Annotated in this window: 17 protein-coding genes and 1 riboswitch; of the genes, 8 read left to right on the plus strand and 9 right to left on the minus strand. The window is 59.3% G+C overall.

The features are described 5' to 3' along the window. Positions 1 to 16: 16 nt before the first annotated feature. Together OPU96_RS18190 and OPU96_RS18195 are read right to left on the minus strand one after the other, a co-directional pair. Positions 17 to 1,753: a B12-binding domain-containing radical SAM protein gene (locus OPU96_RS18190; protein ID WP_498559449.1), complete on the minus strand. Its 1,737-nt coding sequence runs from the start codon at positions 1,751 to 1,753 to the stop codon at positions 17 to 19. An 897-nt stretch (positions 1,754 to 2,650) separates the two neighbouring features. Then, positions 2,651 to 3,553, minus strand: coding sequence for a LysR family transcriptional regulator (locus tag OPU96_RS18195; protein ID WP_226454545.1), 903 nt, complete (start codon positions 3,551 to 3,553; stop codon positions 2,651 to 2,653). A 99-nt stretch (positions 3,554 to 3,652) separates the two neighbouring features. On the opposite strand from OPU96_RS18195, the gene OPU96_RS18200 reads away from it, so the two are divergent. Genes OPU96_RS18200 through OPU96_RS18210 form a run of 3 tightly spaced genes read left to right on the plus strand, consistent with a single transcriptional unit; the run spans position 3,653 to position 6,173 of the window. Continuing rightward, positions 3,653 to 4,885, plus strand: a complete 1,233-nt coding sequence (locus tag OPU96_RS18200; protein WP_226454821.1) for a D-amino acid dehydrogenase — start codon at positions 3,653 to 3,655, stop codon at positions 4,883 to 4,885. A 10-nt stretch (positions 4,886 to 4,895) separates the two neighbouring features. Further along, positions 4,896 to 5,246 carry a RidA family protein gene (locus OPU96_RS18205; RefSeq protein WP_192299940.1) on the plus strand — a complete coding sequence of 117 codons (351 nt, stop codon included), beginning with the start codon at positions 4,896 to 4,898 and terminating at the stop codon, positions 5,244 to 5,246. A gap of 24 nt (positions 5,247 to 5,270) precedes the next feature. Further along, entirely contained in the window at positions 5,271 to 6,173 is a 903-nt protein-coding gene (locus OPU96_RS18210; protein WP_498559450.1) for a transporter substrate-binding domain-containing protein, read from the plus strand. A gap of 140 nt (positions 6,174 to 6,313) precedes the next feature. Here the strand turns inward: OPU96_RS18210 and OPU96_RS18215 are convergent, their stop codons facing one another. Both OPU96_RS18215 and OPU96_RS18220 read right to left on the minus strand, forming a co-directional pair. After that, positions 6,314 to 7,033, minus strand: coding sequence for a 16S rRNA (uracil(1498)-N(3))-methyltransferase (locus OPU96_RS18215; protein ID WP_498559451.1), 720 nt, complete (start codon positions 7,031 to 7,033; stop codon positions 6,314 to 6,316). Between the two features lie 69 nt (positions 7,034 to 7,102). Beyond that, positions 7,103 to 8,509 carry an adenosylmethionine--8-amino-7-oxononanoate transaminase gene (locus OPU96_RS18220; protein WP_498559452.1) on the minus strand — a complete coding sequence of 469 codons (1,407 nt, stop codon included), beginning with the start codon at positions 8,507 to 8,509 and terminating at the stop codon, positions 7,103 to 7,105. Positions 8,510 to 8,757: 248 nt separating this feature from the next. On the opposite strand from OPU96_RS18220, the gene OPU96_RS18225 reads away from it, so the two are divergent. Both OPU96_RS18225 and OPU96_RS18230 read left to right on the plus strand, forming a co-directional pair. Next, on the plus strand, positions 8,758 to 9,309 hold the full coding sequence (locus tag OPU96_RS18225) for a cytochrome b (protein WP_192299937.1): 552 nt from the start codon (positions 8,758 to 8,760) through the stop codon (positions 9,307 to 9,309). Positions 9,310 to 9,341: 32 nt separating this feature from the next. Next, a complete protein-coding gene (locus tag OPU96_RS18230; protein WP_192299936.1) occupies positions 9,342 to 9,920 on the plus strand; it encodes a YceI family protein in 579 nt (192 codons plus the stop codon). Between the two features lie 324 nt (positions 9,921 to 10,244). Here the strand turns inward: OPU96_RS18230 and rhlE2 are convergent, their stop codons facing one another. From rhlE2 to ahcY, 5 genes are all read right to left on the minus strand, one after another. After that, positions 10,245 to 12,131 (minus strand): RNA helicase RhlE2, encoded by a 1,887-nt coding sequence (gene rhlE2 / locus OPU96_RS18235; RefSeq protein WP_226454542.1) that lies wholly within the window; start codon positions 12,129 to 12,131, stop codon positions 10,245 to 10,247. A 222-nt stretch (positions 12,132 to 12,353) separates the two neighbouring features. Next, positions 12,354 to 13,145, minus strand: a complete 792-nt coding sequence (locus OPU96_RS18240; RefSeq protein ID WP_226454541.1) for a substrate-binding periplasmic protein — start codon at positions 13,143 to 13,145, stop codon at positions 12,354 to 12,356. A gap of 63 nt (positions 13,146 to 13,208) precedes the next feature. After that, positions 13,209 to 14,291, minus strand: a complete 1,083-nt coding sequence (locus tag OPU96_RS18245) for a hypothetical protein (RefSeq protein ID WP_226454540.1) — start codon at positions 14,289 to 14,291, stop codon at positions 13,209 to 13,211. An 81-nt stretch (positions 14,292 to 14,372) separates the two neighbouring features. Further along, a complete protein-coding gene (metF, locus tag OPU96_RS18250) occupies positions 14,373 to 15,218 on the minus strand; it encodes a methylenetetrahydrofolate reductase [NAD(P)H] (RefSeq protein WP_226454539.1) in 846 nt (281 codons plus the stop codon). A gap of 177 nt (positions 15,219 to 15,395) precedes the next feature. Then, complete coding sequence (ahcY, locus tag OPU96_RS18255; RefSeq protein ID WP_192299931.1) at positions 15,396 to 16,805, minus strand: adenosylhomocysteinase; 1,410 nt, start codon at positions 16,803 to 16,805, stop codon at positions 15,396 to 15,398. Positions 16,806 to 16,826: 21 nt separating this feature from the next. Further along, positions 16,827 to 16,933: riboswitch (S-adenosyl-L-homocysteine riboswitch) on the minus strand. A 198-nt stretch (positions 16,934 to 17,131) separates the two neighbouring features. Here ahcY and OPU96_RS18260 point away from each other — a divergent pair. The 3 genes from OPU96_RS18260 (at position 17,132) to OPU96_RS18270 (ending at position 20,465) form a co-directional block, all read left to right on the plus strand. Next, positions 17,132 to 17,536, plus strand: a complete 405-nt coding sequence (locus OPU96_RS18260; RefSeq protein ID WP_122488807.1) for an acyl-CoA thioesterase — start codon at positions 17,132 to 17,134, stop codon at positions 17,534 to 17,536. Between the two features lie 95 nt (positions 17,537 to 17,631). Further along, positions 17,632 to 19,521: a patatin-like phospholipase family protein gene (locus OPU96_RS18265; protein ID WP_498559453.1), complete on the plus strand. Its 1,890-nt coding sequence runs from the start codon at positions 17,632 to 17,634 to the stop codon at positions 19,519 to 19,521. Positions 19,522 to 19,580: 59 nt separating this feature from the next. Then, complete coding sequence (locus tag OPU96_RS18270) at positions 19,581 to 20,465, plus strand: formate/nitrite transporter family protein (RefSeq protein ID WP_226454537.1); 885 nt, start codon at positions 19,581 to 19,583, stop codon at positions 20,463 to 20,465. The last annotated feature ends 26 nt before the right edge of the window (positions 20,466 to 20,491 follow it).

A 20,491-nucleotide genomic window follows, 5' to 3' on the forward strand; every position in this document is an offset into this window, starting at 1 on the left:
CCCGTTTGAATGTTGGTTATAAGGATCTAACTATAAGTTCACCTCTCCTACCTCCTGAACCAGTTGTCGGTGTTTCTAGGATTTTGAGTTTGGGCGCGTTGACCGGTTTGTCATCGGCGATAGCTTTGTTGATTGTTGCCACATAGTTGGTAAAGAATGGCTCGCGGTTAATTTCAGTTGTTTTATCTGTGTTGTGGCAAAGCCACCATAAAACTTTGAATGGCATATGCTTTAAGTGAATATTTAGCAAGGAGAGGTAGGCTGTCTCTGTAAGCGACGTATGTGTCCCGATTTTTTCAATGTTTGATGCGATTGCTTGTTCGAGTTGATTTAGTAGTGGGATTGCAAAGTTGTCTATATAGGCGGTATATATGTTATATACTTCGTGATTTTCAATAAATGCTCTGCTGTTTGGTAGCTGTGTCAGGTCAAGCTTTGTGCCTGTCTTTCTCTCCAGATTTTTCCTTACGGGGGTTCCTGGATACAACATCATAATATTGAAATAGTGATCTAAGGATTCGTGTTCTGTCAGCCCTGATTTTACCAAAAAAACTAAGTTTTCAACGATTTCTCTTTTTTGTTGGTCGTGATAAAACATTATAAAGTCAAGTCCGACATCGATCTTGTTGTTTTGTAGGGCTCTTACGGCATCAATATTGTTTTGCACGGTGACCCTTTTGTTCATGTAGTCTAGTTGCGACTGTGAGCCAGACTCGATGCCCATCTCGACAAGCCTTAGTCCCTGGCTCACTAGTTTTGGTAGTTCGGATTGTAACTTTAGAAGGTAGCCTACCGTGGAGGAACTGCTCCATGTAACCCGGCCGTTAAATAAGTTGTACAGTTTCTCTGAAAATTCCAGCACCCTATCTTTACGAACGAAAAAATTCGCATCCATCATGTATATGTGTTCGAACGAGTAGTGCGTATAGGCTTCCGCTATCCAGCTAACAAGTGTCGTGGCGTCGATGGCGCGCCATTTTGGCCCCTCCTTGTCTGCTGCGACAATAGCGCAAAAAGAGCATGCTAATGGGCAGCCTCGACTGCTTGTCAATGCTATGGCTTTTCTCTGTTTAGCGTCTTTCCTATCCGTGAAATAAAGTTTTTGTAAGCGTTCCGAAGAGTATTCAAGGAGCGGGTTCTCCCAGTCCGCTGTGGGGAGTTGTATCTTTTCTATATAGGACTCTTTCAGCTTTCCAGATGTCGTAAGCCACACTGCGTTTGGTATTCTATTGAAGTGATTTTTATAAATGTGTTTTTTTGATTTTGTTTTGCGTGGGAACTGAGTGTGAGTATTATTAAATACGTCTATGAGTTTAGCAGTTGAATGCTCGCCCTCGCCACGTATCGCTAACTCAAAGGTCCTGTTACTCGCACGCAGAAAATCTTCCGCTGCTAGGCTTATATGTGGGCCGCCACAGAAAATGAATGTTCCGGGCAAGGCATTTTTTATTGTTTTTCCCCATGTTATCGCTGCCTGCACATGACTGCTATATATTGAGATCCCTATAAAGTGTGGTGCCCAGTTGATTAAATCAGCTAGCTCGTCAATATCTGATGTGTATAGGTCGGAGTAGTCAAAGATTTTACAAGTTGTATGCTCGGAATTTTTTCTTACATAAGCTGAAATGTTCTGTAGGCCAAGCGGCATCACTTTTTGTGGGCCTTCGCCGTAGGGTAGAGCGACTAATGCGAGTCGACAGAGTTCGACAGGCTCACTCGTGCAAGGCGCGGAAAAGTTGGGAGCTTTTTTCATAAGAACTCCTCGCTTCACTGGCTTTAGCCAGGCAAAAAAAATCTGGATAGCGCTCCGCTATGAGCGCAGATTTCTCGTCAGAATCTAGTGCATCAATAAATTTCTTTTTCGATATTTTTAGAAGGTGCGTCCCGTTATGGAAGAAGCAATATCCTAGTTCTGTTAGGCAGACTACTCCGATCTTCGTTTTTATTCTCATGCGGCGTTGATCCATCCGCTCTCAGTAATTGGACACCGCTTTACAGTGTCCAATTAGTAGCTAGTAGTATTTCATTAGAATTCGGGTGCCGTTTTTCCAGCAACCATGTCGTAACTTCCATCGGGTACCGGAGTTAAGGTCTCGACATCAGAGGCCAGTTCATCCAGATAGTCATCGTCATTTTTGTCTGCCATGATATTGCTCCTTTTTGTTTTTGATTTCAGCGTATTTGCAGTCGGATTAAGTGTCTTGCATGCCAGCAAGAATCGTGGCTGCTCTTATATAAAAGTCCCAGAGATTCTTTAAGTCAAATAAAAAATGAAATTTCAGAAATTTCCTAAGATTACTGTTTGCTTGTAAGAAAGGCCCCGCTTTGAAGGATGGCTCCTACGAGTATGTAGGATGAAGAGGTCATGGAGGCAATCGAATCGTTTGTGGTGTGCTTGTTTGTTTTTTTGCAATTATGGATTAACGGCTGACTCGTTACAGCAAAGCTCTATTTTCGAAATTTCAAGACTTTTTAAGCCTTTATATCGTGCGGATGTAATCCGATTCCTATCTCTTGGTCTTAAAAACAGTCCTCTGAGCTGTTTTTGCAATCGATACTCAGATTCCAATTCATGCATTAAGTAAGTGCTTTAACTGAGATAAACATATGGAGTAGGGCTTGCCCCTCCTACATTGGATCTTCTGTGTTCCTACAGACGTTGCAGCAGCTCTTGGGCACGCTGCCCAACAATCCCCAGCAACTTGGCCAACATATGCGGCGGCGGCTCATCTGCGCGGGTCAGGGCGTACAAGGTGATCGGCAACGGTGGTGTGAGCGGGCGGATGCAGGTGGTGGCGGTCGAGGCGCCGAGGGCGGTGAAGGGGTCGATGACCGTCAGGCCAGCGCCGGATTCGACCATGGCGCGGGCCAGGGAATAGGTTTGCACCGAGATTGTCACCCGGGGCGCGGGGTCGACGTTTTCCAGGTAGCTGTCGAGTTTGGCGGCCAGCGGATCGGCGCTGGAAAGGCCGATCAACGGCGCACCCGCCAGGTCCGCCAGGGGCAATGGCGTGCTCAGTTCGGCTTCGCTCCAGTAGCCTTTGGACGCCAACGCCACCAGCACACCGTTGGCCAGCACTTGGGTGGTCAACCCCGGGTGCCCGGAGAAGTTGAGGGTCAGCGCCAGATCAATCTCGCGCATCAGCAGTTTCTGCACCAGCTCGCGGCTGTGGTCGCTGGACAGCTCGCAGGCCATGTCCGGGTAATCGCGGGTCCATTCCAGGATCGCCGGCGGCAGCAGCGACAGGGCCAGCGCCGGGATCGCCCCGATGCGCACGCTCTGGCCCGGCGCGCGGCGCAAGCTCTTGGCCAGGCGCCGCACGGCTTGCAGGCTGTCGGTGACTTTATCGACTTCGCGCTCCAGCGCCAGCGCTTCCGGCGTGGGCTGCAACTTGCCGCGCACCCGCAGAAACAACGGGAAACCCAACTGCAACTCGGCGTGCTGCAGCACCTTGGTTACTGCCGGTTGTGACACGTGCAACAACTGCGCGGCAGCGCTGACGGAGCCGGTCTGGCGGATAGCCTGGAAGATTTCGATATGACGCAGGCGCATGGCAAGTCCATAACCTTTGTTTATAGGTGAGCCATCTTTATTCATTGTCGCTGGCCTGTCACCTGCCCCTAGGCTGGAACCCTCTTAATGCAACGGCAGGTGGCGGGGATGGTGTGCATCATCGGCGGTGGGGTGATCGGTCTGGCCAGTGCCTATGCGCTGGTGCGTGCGGGCCATGAAGTGACGGTGATCGATGCGCGCGACACCCTGGGCAGCGAGACCAGCTTCGCCAACGGCGGGCAATTGTCCTACCGCTACGTCGCCCCGCTGGCGGATGCCGGTGTGCCGCTGCAAGCCATCGGTTGGTTGCTGCGTGGTGACTCGCCGCTCAAGCTGCGCCCGCGCCTCGACCCTCGGCAATGGCGCTGGATGGCGGCGTTCCTCGGCGCTTGCCGTGGCTCGGTGAACCAGCGCAATGCCGCGCACCTGCTGCGCCTGGCGGCCCTGAGCCAAGCGACGTTGCAGCAATGGCGCGAGGAGGATCGCCTGGACGGTTTCGACTGGCGGCGCAACGGCAAGCTGGTGACCTTTCGCACTGCGGCAAGCTTTGAATCGGCGCGCAATAAAATCACCGACATCCTGCAACAGCAAGTGCTATCCGCCGCCGATTGTGCACGTTTGGAACCGGCGCTGGAGGGCGGTGGTTTTGTCGGCGGGATCTACACACCGAACGAAGAAGTGGCCGACTGTCATGCCTTCTGCCAGCGTTTGGCGGCGCGGCTGCAAGCGTCGGGGCGTTGCCGCTTTGAGCTGGGGCGCAAGGTCACTGGCATTCGTCATGCCGACGGCGCGGTGCAGGCAATCGAGTTGGGAGATGAGGTGATGCCGGTCGAAAACCTGGTGCTGGCCGCCGGTTATCGCAGCGCTGAACTGGGGGCCTCGCTGGCGCTGTACCCGCTCAAGGGCTACAGCCTCAGTGTGCCGATTGGCGCGCAGCATCGGGCGCCGAACGTGAGCATCACCGACTACGACCGCAAGATCGTCTACGCGCGCATCGGCGAGCAACTGCGGGTGGCGGCGATGGTGGACATCGTCGGTTTCGATGCCAGCCTCGACCCCAAACGCCTGGCGCTGATGAAACGCCAGGCCCTGGAGACTTTTCCCCTGGCTGGCGACTATGCCCATGCGGTGGAATGGGCCGGCATGCGTCCGGCCACCCCGACCGGCGTGCCGCTGATTGGCGCCGGTCAATATCGCAACCTGTGGCTGAACCTGGGCCACGGTGCGCTGGGTTTTACCCTGGCCTGTGGCAGCGGCCAACTGCTTGCCGAGCTCATCGACCAACAGGTCACTTCCATTGATATGCAGGGCCTGGCGCCCCGCGCGGCATAAGGATGCCCCCATGACCATTAACCGAATCAGCAGCAATGAACGCCTGAGCGGCGCCGTGACGTTCAAGGACTTGGTGTTCCTCTCCGGCCAGGTGCCAGGCGACGGTGAGGACGTGGCGACGCAAACCCGCGAAGTCCTCGCCAAGATCGATGGGCTGTTGGCCCAGGCAGGCAGCGACAAGGATCATCTGCTCAATGCAACGATTTATCTGAAGGACATCAGCAGCGGTTTTGCACCGATGAACGCGCAGTGGTCTGCGTGGCTTTCGCCAGGCATGGCGCCGACCCGCACCACCCTGCAAGCGGAACTGGCTCGACCCAGTGTGCTGGTGGAAATCAGCGTGATTGCTGTACGTAAATAACTCAAAGACCAACGGAGAATAACAATGAAAAAGATCCTGTTGACCGGCTGCACCCTCGGGCTGTTATTGGCCGCACAGGCCCAAGCGAGCACGGCCCCGCTGGACGGCACACTGGCCAAGATCGCCAGCGCCCAGTCAATCACCCTGGGTTATCGCGATGCGTCGGTGCCGTTTTCCTACGTGGGGGATCACAGTGGCAAACCCATGGGCTATTCGGTGGAGCTGGCGAGCAAGATCGTCGAGCGCATCCAGCAGAAAACCGGGGTGGCCAACCTGAATGTGAAGTACAACCTGGTGACATCGCAAACCCGTATCCCGCTGGTGCAGAACGGCACCGTCGACCTGGAATGTGGCTCTACCGGGGTGACCGCCGAGCGGCAGAAACAGGTGGCGTTTTCCTACGGGTTTATCTATGTGAAGGGCCAGTTGCTGACCGCCAAGGACAGCGGCATCAAAGGCTTCGGCGACCTTTCCGGCAAGAACGTGGTGACCACTGCGGGTACCACCAACGAGCGCTTTCTCAAGAGCTACAACGCCGAGCACAAAGCCAACATGTTCGTGATCAGCGCCAAGGACCACGGCGAGGCGTTCAAGATGCTGGAGACCGGCCGCGCGGCGGCGTTCTACATGGATGATGCGTTGCTTTACGGCGAACGTGCCAAGGCCCGGGACCCGCATAACTGGGTGGTGGTAGGCGAGGAGCAGTCGCGGGAGATCTACAGCTGCATGGTGCGCAAGGATGACCCGCAGTTTCTGGCGGTGGTCAACGAGACCCTCGGTGACCTGTACCGCAGTGGGGAAATCAACGGGATTTACCAGCGCTGGTTTGAACAGCCGATTCCGCCCAAGGGCTTGAACCTTGAGTTCCCGATGACCAGCGAGCTGAAGGCGATTATTGCCAAGCCGGTCAGCGATCCGGTGGAGTAGTTGCCTGGCAATCCAATCCAAATGTGGGAGCGGGCTTGCTCGCGAATGCGGAGTGTCAGCCACAGTTAAGCTGACTGACTCACCGCATTCGCGAGCAAGCCCGCTCCCACATTTTTGATTGGGTTTGCAAAGGCAGAGGGTTAGAAATCACCCCATAGCTGTTGAGCGACAGCCAATGCCACCACTGGCGCAGTTTCAGTACGCAGCACCCGCGGCCCAAGGCGCGCAGCGTGGTAGCCGGCGGCTTGGGCGACCTCGACTTCATTGTCCGTCAACCCACCCTCAGGCCCGATCAAAAACGCCAGGCTCGATGGCTTGGCATGGCTGACCATCGGCTCGGCCACCGGGTGCAGCACCAGCTTCAACTGCGCCTCGGTCTGCTTCAACCAGTCTGCCAGCAGCAGCGGCGGGTGAATCACCGGCACCGTCGAACGCCCGCATTGCTCGCACGCGCTGATTGCCACCTGGCGCCAGTGCAGCAGGCGCTTGTCGGCGCGTTCGTCCTTGAGGCGCACTTCGCAGCGTTCGCTGAAAATCGGCGTGATCGCGTTGACCCCAAGCTCGGTGGCTTTCTGGATCGCCCAATCCATCCGCTCGCCCCGGGACAGGCCCTGGCCGAGGTGGATGTGCAGCGGGGATTCGGCATGGCCCGCGAAGCTTTCGCTCAGTTGCACGGTGACGCGCTTCTTGCCGACTTCCAGCAAGCTGCCGAGGAATTCCTGGCCGGAGCCGTCGAACAATTGCACGGCGTCGCCTTCGACCATGCGCAACACGCGGCTGATGTAATGCGCCTGGGCCTCGGGCAGTTCTACGTCGCCGAGGCTCAGCGGGGTGTCGGTGAAAAAGCGGGACAATCTCATTTCTGTTCTCTGGAAAATTCTGTGCGGGAGCAAGATAACGGTGGCGAGGGTGCCTAAAAAGGTGGGGAATCAACCCGGATCGCGAAAGCCTGGGTGGAAGTCCTGTGGCACCGCGACGCTGACGCTGCTGTTGGTGGCGATGTCGATGCCTTCACTGGCCACTTCGGCGAGGAAGTCGATCTGCTCCGGCGTGATCACATACGGCGGCAGGAAGTACACCACGCTGCCCAACGGCCGCAACAGTGCGCCGCGTTCCAGGGCGTGTTCGAACACCTTGAGGCCTCGGCGTTCCTGCCACGGGTAGGCGGCCTTGGTGGCCTTGTCCTGAACCATCTCGATGGCCAGTACCATGCCGGTCTGGCGCACTTCCGAGACGTGCGCGTGGTCGACCAGATGCGCGGTGGCGCTGGCCATGCGCTGGGCCAGGGCCTTGTTGTTTTCGATGACGTTGTCTGTCTCGAAAATATCCAGCGTCGCCAACGCCGCCGCGCACGCCAGCGGGTTGCCGGTGTAGCTGTGGGAATGCAGGAAGGCGCGCAGGGTCGAGTAGTCGTCGTAGAAGGCGTTGTACACGTCATCGGTGGTGAGCACGGCAGCCAGCGGCAGGTAACCGCCGGTGAGGGCCTTGGACAGGCACAGGAAGTCCGGGCGGATGCCGGCCTGTTCGCAAGCGAACATGCTGCCGGTGCGGCCGAAGCCCACGGCGATTTCATCGTGGATCAGGTGTACGCCATAGCGGTCGCAGGCTTCGCGCAGCAGCTTGAGGTACACCGGGTGGTACATGCGCATGCCGCCAGCGCCCTGGATCAGCGGCTCGACGATGACGGCGGCGACGGTGGCGTGGTTTTCCGCCAGGGTCTGTTCCATGACCAGGAACATGTTGCGCGAGTGCTCTTCCCAGCTCATGCCTTCGGGGCGCAGGTAGCAATCCGGGCTGGGCACCTTGAGGGTGTCGAGCAGCAGCGCCTTGTAGGTCTCGGTAAACAGCGGCACGTCGCCCACCGACATCGCGGCGATGGTTTCGCCGTGGTAGCTGTTGGTCAGGGTGACGAAGCGCTTCTTGTCGGGCTGGCCGCGGTTGAGCCAGTAGTGAAAGCTCATTTTCAGCGCGACTTCGATGCACGATGAGCCGTTATCGGCGTAGAAACACCGGGTCAGGCCTGCGGGCGTCATCTTGACCAGGCGCTCGGACAACTCGATCACCGGCTGGTGGCTGAAACCGGCGAGGATCACGTGTTCCAGCTGGTCGACCTGGTCCTTGATGCGCTGGTTGATGCGCGGGTTGGCGTGGCCAAACACGTTGACCCACCAGGAACTGACCGCGTCGAGGTAGCGCTTGCCTTCGAAGTCTTCCAGCCACACGCCTTCGCCGCGCTTGATCGGGATCAGCGGTAGTTGCTGATGGTCTTTCATCTGGGTGCAGGGATGCCACAGCACGGCGAGGTCGCGTTGCATCCACTGGTTATTCAAGCCCATCTTGCATCTCCTCAAGCAACAATCGCGCAAGCCTATGCAATGGGCGGCCGTGTCACAACCCTATAAGAATTAATTCGCGGTAAACGCAGGACGGTCTGTCACGTTTCTTAGGAATAGTCTTAATGCCTTGTTAATTTATTATGCATAGTCTCTTGATCGTATTTCTCGATATTTCAAAGCGAAATTTTCGGCTTTAATTCGATAGGTAAATCGCTAGTCTTGAGCGCAGCTCTTACGGGATTAAGTACATGCAGTTACGCAATTCACCGGCCCGCTACGGCTGGGTCAGCATGGTTTTGCACTGGGGCGTGGCCCTGGTGGTGTTTGGCTTGTTTGCGCTGGGTTTGTGGATGGTCGGCCTCGACTACTACAGCGCCTGGCGCAAAGACGCACCGGACCTGCACAAGAGCATCGGCATCACGCTGTTCGCCATCATGCTGGTGCGTATCGTCTGGCGCCTGGTCAGCCCGCCGCCACCACCGTTGGCCAGCTACAGCCGCATGACTCGCATGGGGGCCGCGTTTGGCCACGCGTTCCTCTATCTCGGGCTGTTTGCCGTGATGATTGCCGGTTACCTGATTTCCACCGCAGATGGTGTCGGGATCCCGGTGTTTGGCCTGTTCGACATTCCCGCCGTGGTTTCCGGGCTACCGGACCAGGCAGATAACGCCGGCCTGGTGCACCTGTACCTGGCCTGGGTGTTGGTGGTCTTCGCCGGCTTGCATGGCGTGGCTGCATTGAAACACCACTTCATTGACCGTGATGCGACCCTCATGCGAATGCTGGGGCGCAAAGCCTGATGTTCAACCTCGACTCACAAGGAATAGAAAGCATGTTGAAAAAGACTCTCGCCGCACTGGCACTCGGTTCTGCGCTGTTGTCCGCCGGTTCCGCGATGGCCGCTGACTACAAGATCGACAAAGAAGGCCAGCATGCCTTCATCGATTGGAAAATCAGCCACCTGGGCTACAGCTACATTCACGGCACCTTCAAGGATTGGGATGGTTCGTTCAGCTGGGATGCCGCCAAGCCTGAAGCCAGCAAGATCGCCGTCGATGTGAAAACCGCCAGCCTGTGGTCCAACCACGCTGAGCGTGACAAGCATATCGCCAGCAAAGACTTCCTGGACGTTGCCAAGTTCGCCGATGCCAAGTTTGTTTCCACCGCGGTTAAACCGACTGGTAAAGACACTGCTGACGTGACCGGCGACCTGACTTTCCACGGCGTGACCAAGCCAGTGACCTTCAAGGCCACGTTCAACGGCGAAGGCAAGGACCCATGGGGCGGTGAACGTGCTGGCTTCAACGCCAAAACCACGGTCAACCTGAACGACTTCGGCATCAAAGGCCCAGGTCCTTCTTCGCAGACCGTTGACCTGGACATCTCGCTGGAAGGTGTAAAGCAGAAGTAATTTCTGCTCGCACATAAAACCGGGTCGAAAGACCCGGTTTTTTTATGCCTGCGAGTTCCATACAACCATTGAGCTGAAATGGGATCCCCTGTGGGAGATTCTATGGTTGAGGGGAAATGTCTCTACCAGCAGTGCCGCCGCCTTCGCAGCCTCGCTAAAGCTCAGAGGACTAGCCGTGTCTGGGCGATCTCCAGCCGAGTGCTGACAGCCCAGCAATACCGATCAACTGTGGGAGCGGGCCCTGGCCCAGGTTTGATCGGCGTCGAGCCCATAAAAAATGCCCCGCCTCAAAAGAGGCGGGGCATTTTTATATCGCGTTGAAACTCAGCGGTTGCGAGTCAGCAGCGCTGGCTTCTCACCACGAGGACGGCCTGGCAGTTGATCCAACTGCTCGGGTGTCGGGAAGCGATCCGCTTTCGACTCCTTGTGGATGATCTTCGGCGCCGGGCCGCCACGCGGGTTTTGCACGGCTGGTTCGGACGAACGTGGCTGGTCGTCACGGGACGGGCGGCGGTTGTTGCTGCGCGAGTCTTCGCGACGCGCCTGGCCGTCACGGGGTGCACCACTGCGTGGGCCGCTGCGCTTGGCCGGTGGCGTACCAGTGGTGCCGCCGCTGCTGTTGCGTGGGGCGTTTTGGCGGCCGCCTTGCGGTTGACCATTGCGCGGTGCACCTGCACCGGCGCCTTGGGCCGGGGCACCTGGACGACGGCCACGGCCTTGGGCCGGTTTGGCTTGGGGCACGTAGTCAACGCGGTTACCGAAGTTGTCCACGTCGTCGTCGAGGAACTCGTCCGGGGCGCGGTCGGCTGCGGCGCGTGGCGGCTGGCTCGGCTGGCGCTGTTCGCGGGCCGGGGTGCCTTCGCGGGGCTTCTGCTCGCGGGCCGGGCGTTCGCCACGGCCGTTGGTCGGCGCTTTTTCCTTGCCGCCCTTGTCCTTGCCCTTGTCGCGACGACCGCCGCCGCCCCCGCCGCCGTTCGGGCCATCGCCCTTCGGACCGCGTGGGTTGCGTGGGTTGCGCACGTCCGGACGCTCGCGCACTTCTGGCTTCTCGGCCTCTACGGCGCTGGCATCGAAGCCCATCAGGTCGCCGTCGGCGATTTTCTGCTTGGTCATGCGCTCGATGCTTTTCAGCAGTTTTTCTTCGTCCGGTGCAACCAGGGAGATGGCTTCACCCGAACGACCGGCACGGCCGGTACGGCCGATGCGGTGCACGTAGTCTTCGTCGACGTTCGGCAGCTCGAAGTTGACCACGTGTGGCAACTGGTCGATGTCCAGGCCACGGGCAGCAATATCGGTCGCCACCAGGATACGCACGCTGCCGGCCTTGAAGTCGGCCAGGGCCTTGGTGCGTGCGTTCTGGCTCTTGTTGCCGTGGATGGCGACGGCGGTGAGGCCGTGCTTGTCCAGGTATTCGGCCAGGCGGTTGGCGCCGTGCTTGGTGCGGGTGAATACCAGCACCTGTTCCCACGCGCCGGCAGTGATCAGGTGCGCCAGCAGCGCACGCTTGTGGCTGGCGGCCAGGCGGAACACGCGTTGCTCGATACGCTCGACCGTGGTGTTCGGCGGCGTGACTTCGATGCGTTCCGGGTTGTGCAGCAGTTTGCCGGCCAGGGCGGTGATGTCGTTGGAGAACGTGGCCGAGAACAGCAGGTTCTGGCGTTTGGCCGGCAGGCGCGCGAGGACTTTTTTCACGTCATGGACAAAGCCCATGTCGAGCATGCGGTCGGCTTCGTCCAGTACGAGGATTTCCACGTGGGACAAGTCGACGCTGCCTTGGCCGCACAGGTCGAGCAAACGACCCGGGCAGGCGACCAGCACGTCCACACCACGGGACATGGCCTGAACCTGTGGGTTCATGCCGACGCCGCCGAAGATGCAGGCACTGACGAACTTCAGGTCGCGGGCATACAGCTTGAAGCTGTCGTGCACTTGGGCGGCGAGTTCGCGGGTTGGGGTCAGGACCAGTACACGCGGTTGGCGCGGGCCGTGACGCTGGGATTTGTCCGGGTGACCGTTGGGAAACAACCGCTCCAGGATCGGGAGGGCGAAGCCGCCGGTTTTACCAGTACCTGTCTGAGCCGCAACCATCAGGTCGCGACCTTGCAACACGGCGGGAATGGCCCGCTGTTGCACCGGAGTAGGCTCGGTATAGCCCGCTGCCTCGATGGCGCGGACTAAAGCCTCGGAGAGACCGAGGGAAGCAAAGGACATGAGTAATCCTGTTCTAGTTAGGGCTTGGCCCAAAGGGATAATCTTGCCGGGCGTGAATGGCGCTTAGGGGAGCGCAATCCCGTCCGGTCCTGCTGCGTCTGGCGGGCACTCCACCGGCTCGCGCGGGGCTGAAAGCTGCGCTGTAGCGGGGTTGGGTGCCTTTTTCAAGACCTCAGCGGCCGGGCGTAAGCCTGGCGGAAAGGCCGGAGTATAACAGAGCAATCACGGCGCGCTGCTTTCCTGCTGCTCAACGGCGTGTTCCAAGGCCGTACTGGCTTGAAATCCACCGTATTGGGCGCTCAGAGCGATGTACGCGGGCTCCTGCTTGAAACGCTTGAGTTCGGCGGCAAAGCGCTGCACCAGCAGGTCCATGCCCGCGCCCCGGCGTACGGCCAGAAATTGCTGTTGGCGGCTGACCACCACCGGCGCCTGGCTGACTTTGCCCTCCAGGCCCAGGGCCTTGATTACATGCTGGCCGACGCGGCGGTCGGTGATCACCAGATCGACGCGGCCCAGCAGCAATTTGCCGAAGTTGGCTTCGTGGCTGGGCGCCGGTTCGCGGTTGAACAAGCTGGAGCTGCTGAAGGCATCGCCGTAGAGGTAGCCCGGCGAGGTGCCGACTGTCAGGCCGCGCAGGTCGTCAAGGGTGTCGGCAGGGTGGGGGCGGTCGTTGGCGTAGTACAGCACGAACTGGACTTCCGACAGCGGCTCGCTGGGGTAAAGCAGTAGGGTGTCGCGCTCGTGGCTGTGGAAAATATCCAGCGCGCCGTCGGCATGGCCTTGTTCGAGCATCGCCAGGCAGCGCTTCCAGGGCAGGAACTGCCACTCCACGTCGACCCCAAGGCGCTGGAACACGATCACCGTGGTTTCGTAGTCCAGCCCGCGCATGGTGCCGCGGTCGTCATAGACGTAGGGCGCCCAGGGCTCGGTGACAATGCGCAATTTCTCGCCGTAAGCCGCCAGGCTCAAGCAAGTCAAAAGGGCAGCGGTCGCAAGCTTCAGAATCACGGGCATGCCCTGAGGTTACGTCGCTCGGGCCCTAAAGAAAAGCTCTGGCACAAGCATCTGCGGGCTGCGCTATTTTGTCTCCGAGGTCATCAGGTGGGCATGGATCGCCGCACGGCGCTCGCCCAGAATCAGGCGCACCAGGGGATTGGCGAACCAGCGCTCCAGTTGATGAGCATCCACGGGGGATTTCTGCCGCTCTGCCTGATTTTGCCGGGCCTTGTCCCACCAAACCGGGCCGCACGCCTGGTCGAACTCGTTTTCGTGCTCGTAGCAGCCGTAGAGGATTTCGCGGATGAACTGCTGCTTGCGCTTGGGCAGGGCCAGGGTGATCAGCTTGTACATCAGGCGTTGCAGGCGTGGTGGGCGCGGCAGGTGGGCGGAGACCTGGCGAGTGTCGGCCAGGGCGTGCGCGCAGGTCGGTGCGGCACCGTGCTTGGCGATCCACGCCCTGACCTTGGCCCGGAACAGCTGCTTGCGGCTCCAGTAGTGGTGGATCAGGTCCGGGCACTGGCGCACGTTGACGCTGCGGTAGGCGACCACCGACAGGCAGAACTCTTCCAGGGTGTAGGCGCCCTGGGCCAGGGGGAACAGTTCGTCCATCAGTTCGATGGAACGGTCCAGCAGGTGCGCATCCTCGCGAGCCATGCCCATCACGCCGGAGTTAAGCAGTGGCATGTCGTCATCGGCCAGGCCCTTGTCGGCCAGGAGCTGGGCGAGGGTCTCGTACAGCACGCTTTCGCGGTTATCGCCGTACTTGGCGTGGAACGCGTTGCACAGCACGGTGCCGGGGGCGACGCGCTCGAACAGGGCCATGGGCGAGTCGTGGAAAAACGTGTCGGTGTCGATCAGCAGAGCGCGCTCCGCGGTCTCCAGGACCTGGCGCAACAGCACGTGCTTGGTGCGGAAATGGTAGCCGTGGGGCTCACTCCAGCGCTTGCGGGTGGCGTCGTCCAGGGTGTGGACGTGCACCGGCAGGTCGCGATAGGGCTCGGGGTTGTCGCTGAATACCTGGATGTCCAGGGGCATGTCCTGGGGGCCGCCCAGATGGGACAGGGCACTGGCGATGCTGAATACCGCTTCCTGATGATAGGTCTCGGCGCCGAATACCAGATAAACCAGCTGCGGGCGGGGAGTCGGGGATGCTGTATTCATGTACTGCAGGCTTCCATTCCGGGAGGTATGAACAAAAAAAGCCCCCGTATCAACGAGGGCCCGGGTGCGACCGAACGGGCCTTAGCGTGGCAGCTTGAGGTTGTTCCAGATCGCCAGGCTAGGGTCAGCCTGGTTGAGGGTATAGAAGTGCAGGCCGGGTGCACCACCTTGTAACAAACGTTCACACATTTCGCTGATGACCTGCTCGCCGAACGCCTGGATGCTCTTGACGTCGTCGCCGTAGGCTTCCAGTTGTTTGCGCACCCAGCGTGGGATCTCGGCACCGCACGCGTCGGAGAAGCGTGCGAGCTTGCTGTAGTTGGTGATCGGCATGATGCCCGGCACGATCGGGATGTTCACACCCATGGCCCGTACACGCTCGACGAAGTAGAAGTAGCTGTCGGCGTTGAAGAAGTACTGGGTGATCGCGCTGTTGGCGCCGGCGTTGGCCTTGCGCACGAAGTTCTGCAGATCATCTTCGAAATTGCGTGCCTGGGGGTGCATCTCCGGGTAAGCCGCCACTTCGATATGGAAGTGATCGCCGCTTTCTTCACGGATGAAACTCACCAGGTCGTTGGCGTAGCGCAGCTCACCGCTGGCGATACCCATGCCGGATGGCAGGTCGCCACGCAGGGCAACGATACGTTTGATGCCGGCTTGCTTGTATTGGGTCAGCAGGCCGCGCAGGTCGGCCTTGCTGTCGCCCACGCAGGACAAGTGCGGAGCGGCAGGAACTTTGACTTCGCTTTCCAGCTGCAACACGGTATTGATCGTGCGATCACGGGTCGAACCGCCGGCGCCGTAGGTGCAGGAGAAGAAGTCGGGGTTGTAGCTGGCCAACTGCCTGGCAGTCGCCATCAATTTTTCATGCCCAGCATCGGTCTTGGTCGGGAAGAACTCGAAGCTGTAGCGACGGTCTTGGGACATGGTAATAACCCTATGAAACTCAGATACCGGAAGTCATGCACCGATTTAATGTGGGGGCGGGCTTGCTCGCGAAAGCGGTGTGTCAGTCACCGGATGCATCAACTGATATAGCGCATTCGCGGGCAAGCCCGCTCCCACACAAGCCCGCGCCCACAAGGGCAGCGGGCCGCAGGCAAATCAGTAGCGGTAAGCGTGCGGCTTGAACGGACCTTCAACGGTCACGCCGATGTAGTCGGCCTGGGTCTTGGTCAGTTGAGTCACGACGCCGCCGAAGCCGCGGACCATTTCCAGGGCCACTTCTTCGTCGAGTTTCTTCGGCAGTACTTCCACGGTCAGGCGCTCGGCTTTCTGGGCTGGCGACAGGTCGGCGTATTTCTGCTCGAACAGGAAGATCTGCGCCAGTACCTGGTTGGCGAACGAGCCGTCCATGATGCGGCTTGGGTGGCCAGTGGCGTTGCCCAGGTTAACCAGGCGGCCTTCGGCCAGCAGGATCAGGTAGTCGTCGTTCTGCGGGTCGAAATCGCCAGCGCCGGTACGGTGAACCTTGTGCACCTGCGGCTTCACTTCTTCCCATGCCCAGTTCTTGCGCATGAAAGCGGTGTCGATTTCGTTGTCGAAGTGACCGATGTTGCAGACCACGGCGCGCTTCTTCAGGGCCTTGAGCATGTTCGAGTCGCAAACATTGACGTTGCCGGTGGTGGTTACGATCAGGTCGATCTTGCCCAGCAGAGCCTTGTCGATGCTCGCTTCGGTGCCGTCATTGATGCCATCGATGAACGGCGAAACCACTTCGAAGCCGTCCATGCAGGCTTGCATGGCGCAGATCGGGTCAACTTCGGAAACCTTGACGATCATGCCTTCCTGACGCAGGGACTGGGACGAACCCTTGCCCACGTCACCGTAGCCGATCACCAGGGCTTGCTTGCCCGACAGCAGGTGGTCGGTGCCGCGCTTGATGGCGTCGTTCAGGCTGTGACGGCAGCCGTATTTGTTGTCGTTCTTGCTCTTGGTCACCGAGTCGTTGACGTTGATGGCCGGGATTTTCAGCTCGCCCTTGGCCAGCATGTCCAGCAGGCGGTGTACGCCGGTGGTGGTTTCTTCGGTCACGCCGTGGACGCGGTCCAGGATGGCCGGGTATTTCTTGTGCAGCAGCTCGGTCAGGTCGCCGCCGTCGTCGAGGATCATGTTGGCATCCCAAGGCGCGCCATCTTTCAGGATGGTTTGCTCCAGGCACCACTCGTACTCTTCTTCGGTCTCGCCTTTCCAGGCGAATACCGGGATACCGGCAGCAGCGATGGCGGCAGCGGCCTGGTCTTGAGTCGAGAAGATGTTGCAGGACGACCAACGCACTTCGGCACCCAGGGCAACCAGGGTTTCGATCAGCACGGCAGTCTGGATGGTCATGTGGATGCAGCCGAGAATCTTCGCGCCCTTGAGCGGTTGCTCGCTGGCGTATTTGCGGCGCAGACCCATCAGGGCTGGCATTTCGGATTCGGCGATAAAGGTTTCGCGACGGCCCCAGGCAGCGAGGGACATGTCGGCGACTTTGTAGTCGGTGAAATCTGCAGGCGTGTTGACAGCGCTCATAGAGAGCCTCCATTCGTAGTGTGCGAATGGGCGCCGTTGTGCGTTTAGTATCAAGCCCGATGAACCAGGCCGGACAACGCCCCATCCGAGCCTGACAGGTTGAACCTGCTGCAGCGCCCCTCGGACAGGTGGCGGGAAAACGGTAACAAGTGGATATGACCGTTTTGAAACGGCGCCGATTATAGCCGTGTGCGCCGCACTTCCCAAGCCTTTCTGTCGGACACATGAAGATCGCTCATGGACTTGATAGGCAATGCTTCATAGAGCTCTGGCGCGGCCTCTGCCATGATGTCGCCCATCATTCGGCAAGACGCTTTGGAGTGACCATGAACTTCCACACCCGCAAATGGGTAAAACCTGAAGACCTCAACCCCAACGGCACCCTGTTCGGCGGCAGCCTGCTGCGCTGGATCGACGAAGAAGCGGCGATATACGCGATTGTCCAACTGGGCAACCAGCGCGTCGTTACCAAGTACATCTCCGAAATCAACTTCGTCAGCGCCTCGCGCCAGGGCGACATCATCGAACTGGGCATCACCGCCACCGAGTTCGGCCGTACCTCCATCACCCTGACCTGCGAAGTGCGTAACAAGATCACCCGCAAAAGCATCCTCACCGTGGAAAAAATGGTCTTCGTCAACCTCGGCGAAGATGGCTTGCCGGCGCCACACGGGCGTACCGAGATCAAGTACGTGAAGGATCAGTTTCAGGACGAAAGCATCAGCGAGTAGGGGGCTGCGCGGGATAACTATTTCCAGAAGCCACGAGAGGGATCTTTCATCGGCGCTCGCGTTACTCAGGATTAAATCCTGCAGAGAGCGCCACCATGAAAGTCTCACCTACTCCCCTGCTTGTATCCTACCCCGCACCTCAATCCGAGACTGCCGCTGACAAAACCGTATTGGTGGCGAACAGTGGCAAGCGTGCCTTGACCCTCAACCGGTATCGAAATGGCCAGGTAGAAATGCTGCTGTCGCGCCCGCCCGCGACGCAGTTGGTGGCCAGCGGCGGTGGGGCCAAGGGCGTTGCCTATTCCGGAGTGGTGCAGGCCCTGGAGGAGAGGAACGCTCTGCGTGACATCCAGACGGTTTCCGGCTCGTCGGCCGGGGCGATTTATGGCGCGCTACTGGCCAGTGGCATGGGGGCCGAGCGGTTTGACCTGCTGTCGGACAACTTGGAGCTTCCGACGCTGCTCAATAGCGACAGGACCTGGGTCCGGGCGTTGCAGAATGCCTACACCGACGTGGGACGGATGGTGGGTCGCTTACCGGCGCCTGTAGGCGATGTCCTGCAAGCTCTCTACACGCTGCTGCCACGCCTGCAATCCAGCGCGCAGCCCCTGGAACGCTTGATCCGTGACGAGTCGCGCCAGGCGGTGCTGGAACGAATCGCCGAGCTGCCCAGGGACGCGCGTTCGACCAGCACCATGGCCATCGCCGACCGGCTCAGTGCCGGCGGGGCCACTACGTTTGCCGACCTGGAGGCCTTGAGCCGGCAGATTCCTGCAATCAAGCCGCTCAATATCACCGGTACGGCGATGTTTGCCGGCAGACCGCAACTTGTCGTGTTCAACGCCAGCCTGACGCCGGATATGGACATTGCCCGCGCCGCCCACATTTCCGCAGCCCTGCCGATCCTGTTCAAGTCACCGCAAGAGCGGGGGCATGGCTTCCAGGAGCAAGGTGAAAAAACGGCTTTCCAGGACGGCGGCGTCTTGCTCAACACGCCGGTGGCGGACCTGTATCAGCGCCAGCCCCACGGCAACGCAGTGACCGATGTCGAGCGGTTGATCCTGCGATTGGACGACGTCACGGTGCCCAAGCCGGGTGCGGGCCTGATGGATGCGGTCGCGGACGCCGTCACGGGAACCGCACACACCGCCAACGGCGAGCTGATGCGCGCCCGGTTGAAGCCCTTTGCCGATCAGACGGTGAGCCTGCCTTTGAATACCGAACTGGGCGATTTCCGCGGCACGCTCAAGGGCACACTCAACTTCGGCATGCCGCAGGATGTAAAAAATCATCTGCAAAAGCGCGCCTTTGATGCGGTGAGCGAGCACTTGGACAAGCGCGAAAACGTACGTGAGCAGTACATGTTTGACTCCGTCCACAGCGCCATTCTGGCCCTGGACGACGAAACGTTGGCCAGTGCCGCACCGGATCTCGCCAAGGACGAAGCCTGCAAGCCGGTGCTGCGTTTTCGGCATGAGGCGCGCCAGGTATTAGCGGCTCTGGACAGCGCCATCAGCGCGTCCAATCAGGGTGATCGGCTGGAACTGGGCGCAGCGCTGGCCAGTGCCTTGCGCAACCTGGACAGCCTGGCTGATCGGCCGGAGTCGCTGGACTGGCTGGCGACGCAACTCAATGCCCCGGGCAACGCCAACTTCCAGCAATTGCTGCAATCGACACACGGGCATATGTCCAAGGTGCTGCGAAGTGGCATGGCTGAGATGAAGCGGCGCGATGTGGCAGCGGCGGCCGATAACCTGGTGCGCGAAGTGATTTATCCATCCTTGTTCCGCTACGGTCAGTCGGATGCCAACGCGACGCTGTTGCGCGACGCCGTGCGTGATCTGGAGCGTGCGACGACGCCAGCCGAAGTGAACCAGGTGCTGGATAACATCATTAACAACTATCAGGCGCGTAACAAACCCTGGGGCAAACTCTTTAGCTCAACCACCGTGGAAATGGCCAAGACCTGGCGCCTTCCGGTTTAAATGAACAGCCACGCTCGCGGCATGTCGTATCTTCAGGCACCCCTTGGACGCACACGATCATGGCCACTCGAGACGACGGCAAGACCCCCAACCTGTCGCGGGAAGAACAACAGGATGTGGACGAGAACCAGCCGCCCCGCGCGGCGGTTCTGCATGAAATAATCCGCACCCAGGGCGACCAGGAGCTAGAGCGCAATGTCGCGGCCTTGTGGTGGTCGGCGTTGGCCGCCGGCCTGACCATGGGCTTGTCGCTGATGGGCATGGGGCTGCTTAATTCGCGGTTGCCGGACGGCGAAGCATTCAAGGTGATCGCCAGCTTCGGCTACTGCGCAGGCTTCCTCGCGGTGATTCTTGCGCGCCAGCAACTGTTCACCGAAAACACCCTGACCGCTGTGTTGCCGGTGATGAGCAAACCCACCCTGGCCAATGCCGGGCGCCTGTTGCGTTTGTGGACGGTGGTGCTGGTGGGCAACCTGTGCGGTACGTTGCTGGTGGCGTACGTGATGTTGCACTTGCCGATCTTCGACACCAAGACCGACCTGGCTTTTTTGGAGATCGGCCGCAAGGTCATGGAAAACGACCCCGGGCAGATGTTCGCCAAGGGCATCGTCTCCGGCTGGATGATCGCGACCATGGTGTGGATGATCCCGTCGATGGAAAGCGCCAAGCTGTGGATCATCATCCTGATCACCTACCTGATGGCACTGGGCGACTTCACCCATATCGTGGTTGGGTCGGCGGAAGTGTCCTACCTGGTGTTTGCCGGCGAGTTGCCATGGAAGGATTTCTGGCTGGTCTTCGCCGGGCCGACGCTGGCGGGCAATATCATCGGCGGCAGCTTTATTTTTGCGCTGATCAGTCACGCGCAGATCCGCAGTGAAAGCAGTTTGCCTGGCAAAAAAGCCGCGGACCCCAGGCACCCGCAACAGATCGACAAGCAATAACCCGCAGGGTGGTACTCCCTTGTCAC

The organism is Pseudomonas sp. RP-B7 (assembly GCF_059803535.1).